Here is a 15,614-nt window from a genome sequence, read left to right as displayed (position 1 = left end):
CACGCCCCCTCACTTGCCGCTGCCGGCAGGGGCTGCCGGTTCGTTGCTGGATTCCACCCGGACCTGGCTGCGCGTCTGCGCGCTCAGCCGGCTCGCGATCGCCTCGTACACCGCCCGTGCCCGTCGCATGCCCAAGGCCAGGTTGTAGTCCGCCGCGCTGCGCATGTCGGCATGGCCGACCAGGGTCACGGTGCCGCCACGCGTCTGCTCCAGATGCGCGGCGATGCGCTCGACCAGCGGCAGGAACTCAGGCTTGATCGCGGCGCTGTCGGTGTCGAACAGCACCGTGCCCAGGCGCGGGCCGGCTTGGCCGACGCCGGCGACCAGGCTGTCGCGGTCGTTGGCGACGGTACGCGCGCTGACGCTCAGCGCCTGCGCCACGTCCTTGGGCAGCCGGGACAGCAGCGCGTCCTTGACCGCGGCCGCGCGATCGAAGGCCAGCGCCTCGCTGTCGCCGTCGGCGACGATCACCACCTCGCCGCCGCCGTACTCGGCGATGCGCGCGGCGATGCGATCCAATGCCGGCAGGTAGCGCTCGCGCAGCTGCGCGCTACCGGGCGCGAAGATCACCTCGCCCAAGTCCAGCTCGACCCTGCGTTCGGCGCCTGGCACGGTCTCGTCCGGCAGTTTGGCGCCGAAGTCGAAACGCACCGGCAGACCCGGGGTGATGCGGCGGATCAGCGGGTTGTCGGTGGTCAGCGCGGTGCCCGCGGGCAGCGTCGACGGATCGGCCTTGAGGATGAAGTTGCGTCCGCGCGCCCAAGCGCCGCCCGGGATGCCGGCCAGGTGATAGCGGCCGTACTGGTCGGTCTCCACCAGCAAGCCGTCGACCGAAGCGATGCGCACGCCCGGGATACCGCGCTCGTCGATGCCGGCGTTGCCGATCACGTAGTCCACCACATAGCCGCCCTCGCCCTGGGCGACGCGGCGCTCGACCTGCGGCAGCGCCGCGTTCAGGCCCTTGGCCGCCTCGCCCTGCGTCGACAGCGTGGTCCGGCCGGCCGCGTCCATGCGCAGGCTGGCGCCCTCGCGGGTGGTAAGCACGAAGTCGTCGCGGAAGTCGGGCCGGCTCAGGCGCTGGCGCAGCACGATCTGGCGCAGCTGGACCGGGTCGGCCGGCGACTGTCGCGCGCCGATGTCGCCCAGATCGATACCGTGCAGCAGCGGTGCGCTGGCGTCGGCCACCGGCTGCGGGCCGGCGCCGCGGTCGATCGTGGTCGAACCCGGCACGTAAGCGGCCGGATCGAAGCCGCCCTGTACGCGCACGCCGCTCAGGTCGGCGCGATCCTGCCAGCCGTCGCCGTCGCGGTCGTCGAACACCGTGCCCAGGATCAGGCTGTCGTCGACCAGGGGATCGGCGGCCAGCGCGACTTCGGCGGTGGCGACATTGGAAATCGGGCGACCGACGCTGGAGTAGGCCTGCGCCTGGTTGATCTGCACGCCCGTGCGCACACCGGCGCCGATCCGCATCAGATAGACCAGGCTCGCCGAGCGGCCGACGTCGATGTCCAGGCCGGCGAAGCGGATCGGGTTGTAGCCGCTGGCGGTGGCGGCATTGTCGCCGTCCACCACCGACAACGAACCGTCGACATAGCTGAAGCCGGCCGGCGGCGTATCGACCAGGGTGGCGCCGCGGACGTTGGTATCGCCCACGTTCTCGACCGTGATGGTGTAGCGCACCAGGTCGCCGATGCGCGCCTCGCGCACCGCGCTGGTCTTGATCACGCGCAGCAGCGCCGGCGAATCGACCCGATGCGTGGTGGCGCAGTTGAGGCAGCTGGGCGGCAGCTGCGAACCGCCGCCGCCGTTGGCGACCACGACGTTGCTGACGGTACCGCCGGCGTCGGCGTTGATCGTCGCCGGGTAGGTGAAGGCGTAGCTGCCCGGCGCGGTGCCGGCCGGCAGGACGCAGCGCAGGCCGGTGCTGCTGGCGGTGCAGCCCGCGGGCAGCGCGCCCAGGGTCAGGCCAGCGCTGGGCGTGTCCTCCAGCACCACCTCGGCGGTGGTGGTGGCCTGCGACACGTTCACCGTCAGGGTGTACTGCAGGGTATCGCCCACGCGCAGCACGGCGTCGCCGCCGGGCGCGGAGGACTTGCTCACGTCCACCACGGGCACGGCGATGCGGTGCTCGGTCTGGCAGACCTGGCATTGCGGCCCGACACCGCCACCGCCGCTGGCGGCGACGCTGTTGCCGATGCTGCCGGTGGCGCCGGCATCCACGCGCACCTGGTAGACGAAGGCATAGCTGCCGGGCGCGGCGCCCGCGGCCAGGCCGCACGCCAGGCCTCCGGCCACCGCATTGCAGCTGCCGCCCGCCGGCGCCTGGATCGAGCCGGTCTGCAGGGTCTGACCGGCACTCAAGGTGTCGGTCAGAGTCAGCGCCTGCGTGGTCGGCGCGTTGCCCACCGTGACGGTGACGGTATAGGTGATCAGCTGATTGGCTTCCACCGTCTCGCCGCTGGCGGGGTCGGCGGTCTTGTTCACCGCGATCCGCGGCGCCACCGGATGGCTGGTGGCGCAGGCGGTGCAGCTGCCGACGCTGGTGGTCACGCTGTTGGCGACCGAGACGCTGGCGTCGGCGCCGACCGTGGCGGTGTAGTTGAAGTCGTGGCTGCCGATCGCCGCGCCCGCGGCCAGGGTGCAGGTGATGGTCTGTCCGGCGGCATGGCAACCATCGGGCAACGCGCCCACGCTCAGGCCGGCGCCGAGGGTGTCGGTCAGCACCACCGGCGCAGCGGTGACTGCATTGGCCACGGTCACCGTGAGCGTGTAGCTCAGGGTGTCGCCCACCGACACCGCGGTGCCGCTGGCCGGGTTCGCGCTCTTGGCCACGGTCACCGTCGAGCTCACCGGATTGGTCGTGCTGCAGCTGGTGCAGGTGCCGGTGCTGGCAACGACGCTGTTGCTGACCGAGGTGGTCGCGCTGGCGGCCACGGTCGCGGTGTAGACGAAGTTGTAGCTGCCGATCGCGCTGCCGGCGGGCACCGTGCAGGTGATGACCTGGCCCGCGGCGCCGCAGCCGGCCGGCAGCGTGCCGACAGTCAGACCCGCGCCCAGGGTGTCGGTCAGCACTTCCGGCGTTGCGGTCGCGGCATTGGCCACGTTCACCGTCAGCGTATAGGTCAGCGTGTCGCCCACCGACACCGCGCTGCCGCTGGCCGGGTTGACGCTCTTGGCGACGGTGATCGTCGGCGTGACCGGGTTGCTGGTGCTGCAACTGACGCAATTGCCGCTGCTGGCGGTCACGCTGTTGCTGACCGAGGCGGTCGCGCTGGCGGCCACGGTCGCGGTGTAGACGAAGTTGTAGCCGCCGATCGCGCTGCCGGCGGGCACGGTGCAGGTGATGACCTGGCCCGAAGCGCTGCAGCCGGCCGGCACGGTGGCCACGGTCAGGCCCGCGCCCAGGGTGTCGGTCAGCACTTCCGGCGCGGCGGTCGCGGCATTGGCCACGTTCACGGTCAGCGTATAGGTCAGGGTGTCGCCCACCGACACCGCCGTGCCGCTGCCCGGATTGACGCTCTTGGCCACGGTGATCATGGGCGCGACCGGGTTGCTGGTCGTGCAGGCGGTGCAGTTGCCGCTGCTGGCGGTCACGCTGTTGTTGACCGCGGTGGTGGCGCTGGCGGTCACCGTCGCGGTGTAGGCGAAGGTGTGCGTGCCGATCGCGCTGCCGGCGGGCAGGGTGCAGGTGACGACCTGGCCGGCCGCGGCACAGCCGGCCGGCAGCGTGCCGACGGCCAGACCGGCGCCCAGCGTATCGGTCAGCACTTCCGGTGCGCCGGTCGCGGCGTTGGCTACGGTCACGCTGAGGGTGTAGTTGAGCGTGTCGCCCACCGCCACGGTGGTGCCGTTGCCCGGGCTGACGCTCTTGGCGACGGTCAGGGTCGGCGTGACCGGGTTGGTGGTGGTGCAGCCGACACAGTTGCCGCTGCTGGGCACGACGCTGTTGCTGACCGACGTGGTCGCGCTGGCGGTCACGGTCGCGGTGTAGGCGAAACTGTGCGTACCGATCGCACTGCCTGCAGGCAGGGTGCAGGTGATGACCTGGCCCGCCGCGCCGCAACCAGCCGGCAAGGCGCCGATCGCCAGGCCCGCGCCCAAGGTGTCGGTCAGCACTTCCGGCGCGGTGGTGGCGGCATTGGCCACGGTCACGCTGAGGGTGTAGTCGAGCGTGTCGCCCACCGACACCGCGGTGCCGCTGCCCGGGTTCACACTCTTGGCGACGGTGATGACGGCCGCGACCGGGTTGGTGGTGGTGCAGCCGACGCAGTTGCCGCTGCTGGGCACGACGCTGTTGCTGACCGAGGTGGTCGCGGCGGCGTCGACCGTCGCGGTGTAAACGAAGCTGTAACTGCCGATCGCGCTGCCGGCGGCCAAGGTGCAGGTGATGACCTGGCCCGAAGCGCTGCAGCCGGCCGGCAGCGTGCCGACGGTGAGGCCGGCGCCCAGCGTGTCGGTCAGCACTTCCGGCGCCGTGGTGGCGGCATTGGCGACATCGACGGTCAGCGTATAGGTCAGCGTGTCGCCCACCGACACCGTGGTGCCGCCGGCCGGGTTCACCGACTTGCTCACATCGATCGTCGGCAGCAGCGGATTGACCGTGGTGCAGGTGCCGCAGGTGCCGCTGCTGGGCACGACGCTGTTGCTGACCGAGGTGGTGGCGCTGGCGGCGACGGTCGCGGTGTAGGTGTAGGTATGGCTGCCGATCGCGCTGCCGGCCGGCAGCGTGCAGGTCACGACCTGACCCGCCGCGCTGCAGCCCGCCGGCACGCTGCCGATGGTCAGGCCGGCGCCCAGGGTATCGGTCAGCACCTCGTTGTTGCTGGTGATCGCATTGGCCACGGTCACGGTCAGCGTGTAGGTCAGGGTGTCCCCCACCGACACCGCGGTGCCGCTGGCGGGATTGACGCTCTTGGCGACGGTCAGGGTCGGGTCGACCGGGTTGGTGGTGGTGCAGGTGCCGCAGATCGCCGAACTGGGCACCACGGTGTTGCTGACCGAAGTGGTAGCCGCGGCGTCGACGGTGGCGGTGTAGTTGAAGCTATGCGTGCCGATCGCGCTGCCGGCCGGCAGGGTGCAGGTGATGACCTGGCCGGCCGCGCTGCAGCCCGCCGGCAGCGTGCCGACGTTCAAGCCGGCGCCCAGGGTGTCGGTCAGTACTTCCGGCGCGCTGGTCGCGGCATTGGCCACGGTGACGCTGAGCGTGTAGCTCAACGTATCGCCCACCGACACCGCGGTGCCGCTGGCCGGGTTCACGCTCTTGTTGACGCTCAGGGTCGGATTGACCGGATTGGTCGTGGTGCAGGTGGTGCAGCCACCGCTGCTGGGCACGACGCTGTTGCTGACCGACGTGGCCGCGCTGGCGGCCACGGTCGCGGTGTAGTTGAAGCTGTAACTACCGATCGCGCTGCCTGCAGGCAGGGTGCAGGTCACGACCTGGCCCGCCGCGCTGCAGCCGGCCGGCACGGTGCCGACGGTCAGGCCGGCACCCAGGGTATCGGTCAGCACTTCCGGCGCCGTGGTGGCGGCGTTGGCGACGATCACGGTGAGGGTGTAGCTCAGCGTGTCGCCCACCGAGACCGCGGTGCCGCTGCCCGGGTTCACGCTCTTGGCGACCGTGACGGTGGGATCGACCGGGTTGACCGTGGTGCAACTGGTGCAGCTGCCGCTGCTGGGCACGACGCTGTTGCTGACCGAGGTGGTGGCCGCGGCGTCGACGGTGGCGGTGTAGTTGAAGCTATGCGTACCGATCGCGCTGCCTGCAGGCAGGGTGCAGGTGATGACTTGGCCCGCCGCGGTGCAGCCCGCCGGCAGCGTGCCGACGTTCAAGCCGGCGCCCAGGGTGTCGGTCAGTACTTCCGGCGCGGTGGTCACCGCATTGGCCACGGTCACGCTGAGCGTGTAGCTCAACGTGTCGCCCACCGACACCGCGGTGCCGCTGCCCGGGTTCACGCTCTTGGCGACGGCGATGGTCGGGTTGACCGGATTGGTCGTGGTGCAATTGGTGCAGCTGCCGCTGCTGGGCACGACGCTGTTGCTGACCGAGGTGGTCGCGGCGGCGGCGACGGTGGCGTTGTAGGTGAAAGCGTGGCTGCCGATCGCGCTGCCGGCCGGCAAGGTGCAGGTGATGACCTGGCCCGCGGCGCTGCAGCCGGCCGGCAACGTGCCGACGCTCAGGCCCGCGCCCAAGGTATCGGTCAACACCTCCGGCGCGGTCGTGGCGGCATTGGCCACGGTCACGGTGAGCGTGTAGCTCAGCGTGTCGCCCACCGACACCGCGGTGCCGCTGGCCGGGTTCACGCTCTTGGCGACGGCGATGGTCGGGTTGATCGGATTGGTCGTGGTGCAGCTCACGCAGCTGCCGCTGCTGGGCACCACGGTGTTGCTGACCGAAGCGGTCGCGGCGGCATCGACCGTCGCGGTGTAGCTGAAGCTGTGGCTGCCCACCGCGCTGCCGGCGGCGAGGGTGCAGGTGATGACCTGACCCGCCGCGCTGCAGCCGGCCGGCAGCGTAGCGACAGTGAGGCCGGCGCCCAGCGTATCGGTCAGCACTTCCGGCGCGGTGGTGGCCGCATTGGCCACCGTCACCGTCAGCGTATAGGTCAAGGTGTCGCCGACCGATACGGCGGTGCCGCTGGCCGGGTTCACGCTCTTGGCGACGGCGATGGTCGGGTTGACCGGATTGGTCGTGGTGCAGCTGGTGCAGCTGCCGCTGCTGGGCACGACGCTGTTGCTGACCGAGGTGGTGGCGGCGGCGTCGACCGTCGCGGTGTAGCTGAAGCTGTGGCCGCCGATGGCGCTGCCGGCGGGCAAGGTGCAGGTGATGACTTGGCCCGACGCCGTGCAAGCCGCGGGCAACGTAGCGACGGTGAGGCCGGCGCCCAGCGTGTCGGTCAGCACTTCCGGCGCGGTGGTGACCGCGTTGGCCACGGTGACGTTGAGCGTGTAGCTCAGCGTGTCGCCCACCGACACCGCGGTGCCGCTGGCCGGATTCACGCTCTTGGCGACGGCGATGGTCGGGTTGATCGGATTGGTCGTGGTGCAGCTGGTGCAGCTGCCGCTGCTGGGCACCACGGTGTTGCTGACCGAGGTGGTCGCGGCGGCGTCGACGGTGGCGGTGTAGTTGAAGCCATGCGTGCCGATCGCGCTGCCGGCCGGCAGGGTGCAGGTGATGACTTGCCCCGCCGCGGTGCAGCCCGCGGGCAGCGTGCCGACGTTCAAGCCGGCGCCCAGGGTGTCGGTCAGTACTTCCGGCGCGGTGGTCACCGCATTGGCCACGGTCACGCTGAGCGTGTAGCTCAACGTGTCGCCCACCGACACCGCGGTGCCGCTGGCCGGGTTCGCGCTCTTGGCGACCGTCAGGGTCGGATCGACCGGGTTCGTGGTGGTGCACGTGGTGCAGCTGCCGCTGCTGGGCACGACCGTATTGCTGACCGAGGTGACCGCATCGGCCGAGACCGTGGCGGTATAGCTGAAGGAGTGGCTGCCGATCGCGCTGCCCGCTGGCAGGGTGCAGGTCACGACCTGGCCCGCGGCGGTGCAGCCGGCCGGCAGGGTAGCGACGGCCAGGCCGGCACCCAAGGTATCGGTCAACACTTCCGGATTCACGGTGACGCCGTTGGCCACCTCCACGGTCAGCGTGTAGCTGAGCGTGTCGCCCACCGACACCGCGGTGCCGCTGGCCGGGTTGACGCTCTTGGCGACCGTCAGCGTCGGTGCCAGCGGCGTGGTTTCGGTGCAGTCGTTGCCGGCGGCGGCGCAGTCCACCCCGGCCACGGTCACCGCATTGTCGATGCTGGCGATGTTGCCGGGCAGCGGAGCGACGACCTGGACCACGAAATCGAGGGTGACGCTATTGCCGGCGGGCACGTTCACCGCCGCGGTGTTGGGGCAATTGCTGCCGCTGCAGGTGAAGTCGTTGCCGGCGGTCACCACGGTGGTATTGGCCGGCAGGGTCTCGACGACTTCGCCCGCGAACACGGTGGTGACCGTGCCGCCGCTGTTGCTGAGCTGGACGGCGTAGGTCAGGGTGTCGCCGGCGGCCACGGTCGCACCTGCCGCCGCCGGGACGCCGTTGATCTGCGCCAGGGTCTTGTTCACCGACAGGTCGGCCGCCGCCAGCGTCGGGAAGGCGCAGGAGGCCAGGTCGCGCGACGCCACCGCGACGGTCGGCGCCGACTGGGTCAGCACGCCGGTGGCCGGGTCGTAGGCGTAGTAGCTGCTGCTGGCGCCGTTGTCGGCCACGAACAACCGGCCGTCGTCGGCGAAGGCCACGCCGGCCCAGGAGATGGTGCTGGGTGCGCCGTTGAGCAGCGGCCGCACTTGCCGCACCGCCTGCAGGCTGGCGCCGAAGTCGATGCGATAAAGATCCTGCCCCGCCGACAACCAACCCATGCCGTCGCCGTCCAGGGCGATGTCGCCGGAGCTGAGGTTGGTCGGCGCGATGTCGTAGGACAAGGTGCCGATGTTCTGCACCGTGTAGCCGAAGCTGCCCGGCGTGGGATCGGCGGTGACGCGCCAAACGTCGGGCGTGGCGCTGCCGCCCGAGATCAGATAGCCGACGCCATTGGGCCCCATGCCGGCGCGCGGGAAATCGGCCGACGCGAACGGCGCGGCAGCCTGATACCAACCGCCATTGGCGGCGTCGTACGCCCACAGCAGGGTATTGCCACCGGAGCGGGAAACGAACAGCAGGCGGTTGCGTACCGGATCGACCATCAGGGCGTTGAGGTCGCCGGCGATGGCGAAGTCCAACTCGGTCACGAAGGCGTCGTTGGCGCTGCCCGGAGGATAGGCGGAAATGCGCACGCCGTTGGCCAGGCTGAACACCGGCTTGGCGCCGGTACTGGGGCAGAAGTCGTAAGCCGGCACCGCCGGCGTCACGCCGACCACGGCGTTGTCGATGCGCTCGCAAGTCGGATTGGTGGCAGCGTCCGAGCACGACAAGCCGGCTGGGTTGGACACCCGCGCCACGTTGTCGACGGACGTCTGCGCATGGGCGGTCGGAACGATCGCCAGCGCCAGCGCGCCCAGGAAGAAGACGTTGCGAAGCGTCCGGCCCAGCACCGCGCGCAGCGGTTCCACGGAGTAGGCACGGACGCCACAGATCGATCGATTCATTCCACCACTTCCCTGGCTTGGCTGCCGCTACTGCGGCCCGTCGGCGGCGGCTGGTCGCACGCGCGCGCAGGGAAAGGCGATGGATGCAAGCCCCCGGACATATTGCAGGCCCGCCTTCGCAGCGGCCCTCCCCCTGGCTCGCACTGTAAAAAGCGGTCCGCGCGACTACACGCACCTTTACTTGCAAAAACTCACCAAAAATCAACATTTCTGATATATCTGCAAGCCAGGCACACGGCCTCTGACCTGATCCAGGCAAGTGAAAAACGGGCAAGGCGCGCGCGACGCATGGGGATCACGCGTTCGGCGGCCGGCGACCAGCCCGATGGTCATGACCGTATGCACAGGGGGAGTGTTATGACGGATGGCGCCGAGCCATGGATCCTCGTGGTCGAGGACGACCCGGAAATGCGCGACGAGATCCTGGTGCCGGGGCTGGCGGATGCCGGCTTCAGCGTGGAGGGGGCCGGCGATGCCGCCGAGGCCTACCGCCGCATGCTCAAGCGCGACTACTCGTTGTTCGTATTGGATATCGGGTTGCCTGGCGAGGACGGCCTCACCACGGCCAGGCATCTGCGTTCGCTGACCAATGCCGGCATCGTCATGTTGACCGGCCGCAGGCGTAGCAACAGCGATCGCATTCGCGGCCTGGACGAGGGCGCGGACGCCTACGTGCTCAAGCCCTTCGACATGGACTTGCTGGTAGCCACCGTGCGCAGCGTGTTGCGCCGGCTAGGGCCGCGGGCCGGGGCCGCGGCGCCGGCCACGCCGGCGACCGGCTGGCGCCTGGAGAAGGACAGCTGGCATTTGGCGTCGCCGACCGGGAACCGCGTGCGGCTGAGCCACGCCGAGCGCGTGCTCGTCGGCCTGCTATCGTCTTCGCCGGGCGAGGCCGTGGCCCGCGACGCCATTATTTCCAGGCTCGCACGCGACATCCACGACTTCGATCCGCACCGCCTGGAAATGCTGATCCACCGGCTGCGGCGCAAGGTGCTCAACACCACCCGCGAAGCGCTGCCGCTGAATGCCGCGCGCGGCGTCGGCTACGTCTGGTTGATGGGCTGACGGCGCCGATCGCGCGCAGGGAACGCAGGAGCGACCGGCAACGCGGCAGCCGCGTTGGGCTTGCGGCACAATGTCGCCATGAACATCTTCAAAGTCTTCACCCTGGAAGCCGCGCACCGGCTGCCGAACGTGCCGGAAGGCCATAAATGCGCGCGCTTGCACGGCCATTCGTTCCGGGTCGAGGTCCATCTGGACGGCGAGCCGGGCGAGCACAGCGGCTGGGTGATGGACTTCGGCGACGTCAAGAAGGCCTTCCAGCCGCTCTACGACCAGCTCGACCACCACTACCTCAACGACATCCCGGGGCTGGAGAATCCGACCAGCGAACGGCTGGCGATCTGGATCTGGGAACGCCTGAAGCCGGCCCTGCCGCTGCTGAGCGAGATCGTGGTCCACGAGACCTGCACCTCGGGCTGCCGCTACCGCGGCTGAGCCCGCCCGGGCCCTCGCCTGCCACGGCCGCGTCATCGCGCGGTCATCGCCGGGTCCGATCCTGGGCCGCGCAGGCCGCCGCCTGCGCTGTAACCAATTGATTTCAAAGGCCGCATGAACGGCCGACAACCGCTTGTCGGCTCGATGTTGCAATGCAACAAAAGGCGGATTATGCTGCACCGCACAATCCGGGCATTCCCCCGGCCCGGACCATCCCACCCAGGAGCACGCCATGTACCAGCAGTTCAACGAGCAGTTCGCCGCCGCGACGCGTCAGTTCGCTGACACGGCCGCTCAGGTCAACCGTCTGACCCTCGACAACGCCGAGGCCGTGTTCGGCCTGCAGCTGGCCGCGATCGAAGACCGCGTCAACGCCACCTTCGCTTTCTTCGGCGAAGCCGCCGAAGCCCGCGACCTCGACTCCCTCAAGACCCTGTGGCCGAAGGGCGTGCAGGTCGCTCGCGAGAACGTCGAGCGCGCCGTCAGCACCGGCCAGGAAGTCTTCGGCCGCACCCTGAAGGCCAACGAAGCCATCGGCGAGCTGGCCAAGTCGCAGATCGAGTCGGCCGCCAAGACCACCCAGGCCAACGTCGAGAAGGCCGCCAAGGCCGCGACCAAGGTCGCCGCCAAGTAAGCCGCAACGTCTCTCTCCCCGTCGTACCCCGACGGACACGAAACCCGGTAGCGCCAGCTACCGGGTTTTTTGTTGGCTGCGGCGGCGACGCCATCGCGCGCTCGGTCCGCAGCAGCGGCCTGCGCGCGGCATTCGGATCGAGCGGAAGCGACGGCGCACGCAGGATGCGGCGATAACCGCATCGTCGCGAGACTTCGACATTCCACGACGATGCGGTTCGCCTACGGCTCACCACCACCGACCTCGCCAGCCGCCATTCCCCTCAACACGCGCCTCCACGCTGAAGGCACTGGATCCCCGCCTTCGCCGGGATGACGGGCAAAAGCAAATCCGCACCACCGTAGGATGCGATGACAATCGCATCGTCGCGATACCTCGGCATTCCGCGACGATGCGGTTCGCCTGCGGCTCACCACCTCCTACGAGAGCAGAGCGACCAACCGTTGTAGCAGCAGCTACCGCTACCGCTGCCGCTGCCGTTGCCCCGGCATTGGAATCCATAGCCCCGCACTCACACGAGCAACCGTAGACCCGAAGGGCGGCGCGCAGGACGCGCGCCGTTTTTCGAATGGACAGGGATGTCCATTCGAAAAATCCCGGCGCCAGCACCGAACCCGCAGGGGAGGTTTGGTCCCGCTAGCCCTTCTCTTTGGTTACTTTCTCTTGGGCTAGCAAGAGAAAGTGACCCGCACGCGCAGCGGGCGGAAGCCGTTGACCTTCGTGCCAACCACGCACAGCAAGTGCAACAACAAATCCTCCCCACCCCACCCAGGCCACAGGCATAGCCCGCGGGCGTTCAGCCGCGCACGAACCTGCGGTTCGTAAACGCACGGCTTCACCCTTTGATAAAGGAGGGAGCCAAAAGCAGGAGCAGATGACCAGCCAACACCGCGGCCGGAGCTCGCGGTCGCGGCTTGCGCCGCTCCTACAGGGAGCGTGGGGCTAGAGAAAGTGATCCGCTCGCGCAGCAGGCGGAAGCCCTTGATCCGAAGCAAAAACCCGACGTCAGCGGATCTCAACAAGGGCCCAGCTAAGGCAGCAGCCGGAATTCGCGATCGCGGCTCACGCCGCTCCCACAGAAGGCCGGTCCCATTCGGAACCTCCCCAGGCCTTGCCCGCCGCAAAGAAAAAGCCCGCCTTGCGGCGGGCTCTTCGTGCATCGGCGCTGGCCTCAAACCGCAGGCTGACGCGGCATCGGCGGCTCATCGTCGTGGCGGACGATCTTCGGCGCCTCGTCGAGCTTGTCGCCGAGGATGCGCCGCACCACCACGTAGAACACCGGAATCAGCAACACGCCCAGGAAGGTCGCGAAGATCATGCCGCCGATCACACCGGTACCGATCGCGTGACGCGAGTTGGCGCCGGCGCCGGACGAAATGGCCATCGGGACCACGCCCATGATGAAGGCGAAGGAGGTCATCAGGATCGGGCGGAAACGCAGCTTGCAGGCTTCGATCGTCGCCTCGCGCAGGGTCTTGCCGGCCTGTCGCTGCTCGATCGCGAACTCCACGATCAGGATCGCGTTCTTCGCCGCCAGGCCGATCACCGTGATCAGGCCGATCTTGAAGTAGATGTCGTTGGGCAGGCCGCGCAGCAGCGAGAACACCACCGCGCCGAGCACGCCCAGCGGCACCACCAGCAGCACCGCCACCGGCACCGACCAGCTTTCGTACAGCGCGGCCAAGCACAGGAACACCACCAGGATCGACAGCGCCATCAGCATCGGCGTCTGGTTGCCCGACAGGATTTCCTGGTAGGACTGGCCGGTCCAGTCGTAACCGAAGCCCTCCGGCAGATCGTTGTCGACGATCGCCTGCATCGCGTTCATGGCTTCGCCCGAGCTGTGCCCCGGCGCCTGCGAACCGACGATTTCGACCGCCGAATAGCCGTTGTAGCGGGTCAGCGACGGCGAGGCCATGATCCACTTGCTGTGGACCACGTTGGTCAGCGGGATCATCGCGTTGGTGGTCGAGTCGGCGCTGCTGCCGTCGACGTTGACGACGGCCGACGGATTGGGCGTGTAGAACCGGCTCAGCGACTCCGGGCCGGTGCGGTACTGCGCATCGGCCTGCATGGTCACGCGCTTGATGCGGCCGTTGTCGACGAAGTCGTTGACGTACACCGGCGCCAGCATCAGCTGGATCGAACTGTAGATGTCGGTCACCGACAGGCCCATCGCCTGCGCCTGCACGCGGTCGACGTCGAGCTTGAGCTGCGGCGAATCTTCCTGCGTGTTCGGACGCACGCCGACCAGCGCCTTGTTCTCGCCGGCCTTGCCGAGCAGGATGTTGCGGGCCTCGGTCAGCGCCTCACGGCCCTTGCCGCCGCGATCCTGCAGGTACATGTCGAAACCGCCGAACGAACCCAGGCCGCTCACGGTCGGCAGGTTGATCACGAAGATCTGCGCGTCTCGGATCCCGCTCAGGGTGCCGTAGGTGGTCTGGATGAAGGTGCTCGCGTCGACCTTGCGCTCGTCCCAGGGCTTCAGGCGGATGAAGGCCATGCCCATGTTCTCGCCCTGGCCGACGAAGCTGAAGCCGGCCACTTCCATCATGCCGTCGTAGCCTTCCTGCTTCTCCAGGGCCTTGCGCATGTCGTCGAACACGGCCTGGGTGCGGCGCATGGTCGCGCCCGGCGGCAACTGCACCAGCGCCAGCGCGTAGCCCTGGTCTTCTTCCGGCAGGAAGCTGCCCGGCAGCCTGGTGAACAAGAAGCCGCACAGCACCGCCAGCGCCACGAACACCGCCATCCAGCGCGGCGCATGCTTGACCGCGCTGCCGATGTGGCCGACGTAGGTGCCGGCGACCTTGTTGTAGACCGTGTTGAAGCCGCGGAAGACGAAGTTCGACTTATGGTGCTCGGTCGGCTTGAGCATGCTCGCGCACAGCGCCGGGGTGAAGCCCAGGGCCAGGAACGCCGAGAAGCCCATCGCCATGGCGATGGTGATCGCGAACTGCTTGTAGATCTCGCCCGCCGAGCCGCCCTGGAAGGCGCTGGGGATGAACACCGCCGCCAGCACCACGGTGATGGCGACCACCGCGCCGCTGATCTGGCTCATCGCCTTGATCGTGGCCTGGCGCGCGTTGAGGCCTTCCTCGGTCATGATGCGTTCGACGTTCTCGATCACCACGATCGCGTCGTCGACCACGATGCCGATCGCCAGCACCATGCCGAACAAGCTCAGCTGGTTGATGGTGAACCCGAGCAGGTACATGCCCAGGAAGGTGCCCATCAGGGCGATCGGGATGACCAGGGTCGGGATCAGGGTGGCGCGGAAGTTCTGCAGGAAGATCAGCATCACCAGGAACACCAGCGCGATCGCCTCGAGCAGGGTCTTGACGACCTCCTCCACCGAGATCCGCACGAAGGTCGAGGTGTCGTAGGGCGAGAACCACTTCACGCCCTGCGGGAAGCTCGTCTGCAGCTCGTCCATGCGCTTGCGCACCGCCTCGGCCACGCCCAGGGCGTTGGCGCCGGGGCTGAGCAGCACCGCGAACGCGCCGGTCGGGGCGCCGTTCCAGCGCGCCTCGAAGCCGTAGGACTGCGAACCGACCTTGATCCGGGCCACGTCCTTCAGGCGCACCGTGGTGCCGTCGGCGTTGGCGCGCAGGATGATGTTGCCGAACTCCTCGGGCGTGCTGAAGCGGCCCTCGGCCGACACCGTGGCGGTGTAGGCCTGCTCCTGCGGCGAGGGTTCGGCGCCGATCGAACCGGCGGCGAACTGCACGTTCTGGCCGCGCACCGCGTTCAGCACCTGGGTGGCCGAGAGGCCGTAACCCTGCAGCTGTTCGGGGTTGAGCCAGATGTTCATGGCGTATTCGCTGCCGAACTGCTGGGTGCTGCCGACGCCGGGCACGCGCGCGATCTGGTCGAGCACGCGCGAACCGATCATGTCGCTGAGCGCGTTGGTGTCCACGCCCGGGTTCTCCGAGCGCAGCGCGACCACCATCAGGAAGTTCGAGTTCGACTTGGCCACCACCACGCCCTGCCGGGTCACTTCCTCCGGCAGTCGCGGCGTCGCCAGGGCGACCTTGTTCTGGACCTGGACCTGGGCGATGTCGGGATCGGTGCCCGGCGCGAAGGTCAGGGTGATCGAGGAGCCGCCCGAGGCGCTGGACGAAGAGCTGAAGTAGTCGAGGTTGTCGATGCCGGTCAGCTGCTGCTCGATCACCTGGGTGACCGCGCCTTCCGCGGTCTCGGCGCTGGCGCCGGGGTAGCTGGCCGAGATTCCCACCTGCGGCGGCGCGATGTTGGGATAGGACTCGACGCCGAGATTGAAGATCGCGAGCACGCCGCCCAGCGTGATCAGGATCGCGATGACCCAGGCGAAGACCGGGTGATTGATGAAGAATCTGGACATGGC

At 68.9% G+C, this 15,614-nt stretch carries 5 protein-coding genes; 3 read left to right on the top strand and 2 right to left on the bottom strand.

Translation table 11 applies throughout. From position 1 onward, the window contains the following. Nucleotides 1–9 precede the first annotated feature (9 nt). On the bottom strand, nucleotides 10–9,120 hold the full coding sequence (locus tag V1318_RS17030; RefSeq protein ID WP_332940929.1) for an OmpA family protein: 9,111 nt from the start codon (nucleotides 9,118–9,120) through the stop codon (nucleotides 10–12). Between the two features lie 357 nt (nucleotides 9,121–9,477). Here V1318_RS17030 and V1318_RS17025 point away from each other — a divergent pair, with 357 nt between their 5' ends. From V1318_RS17025 to V1318_RS17015, 3 genes are all read left to right on the top strand, one after another. Then, nucleotides 9,478–10,185 carry a response regulator transcription factor gene (locus tag V1318_RS17025; RefSeq protein WP_332940928.1) on the top strand — a complete coding sequence of 236 codons (708 nt, stop codon included), beginning with the start codon at nucleotides 9,478–9,480 and terminating at the stop codon, nucleotides 10,183–10,185. Nucleotides 10,186–10,263: 78 nt separating this feature from the next. Next, complete coding sequence (gene queD, locus V1318_RS17020) at nucleotides 10,264–10,617, top strand: 6-carboxytetrahydropterin synthase QueD (RefSeq protein WP_332940926.1); 354 nt, start codon at nucleotides 10,264–10,266, stop codon at nucleotides 10,615–10,617. Nucleotides 10,618–10,849: 232 nt separating this feature from the next. Next, nucleotides 10,850–11,251, top strand: coding sequence for a phasin family protein (locus tag V1318_RS17015; RefSeq protein WP_332940925.1), 402 nt, complete (start codon nucleotides 10,850–10,852; stop codon nucleotides 11,249–11,251). 1,171 nt (nucleotides 11,252–12,422) lie between these two features. Here V1318_RS17015 and V1318_RS17010 read toward each other — a convergent pair. Further along, nucleotides 12,423–15,611, bottom strand: a complete 3,189-nt coding sequence (locus V1318_RS17010) for a multidrug efflux RND transporter permease subunit (protein WP_332940924.1) — start codon at nucleotides 15,609–15,611, stop codon at nucleotides 12,423–12,425. Nucleotides 15,612–15,614: the final 3 nt, after the last annotated feature.

Source organism: Lysobacter sp. CCNWLW3 (assembly GCF_036697405.1).
In the GTDB taxonomy this organism is placed as follows: domain Bacteria; phylum Pseudomonadota; class Gammaproteobacteria; order Xanthomonadales; family Xanthomonadaceae; genus Lysobacter.
The sequence above is the reverse complement of the archived record's forward strand: the minus strand, read 5'-3'. Positions and strand labels throughout refer to the sequence as shown.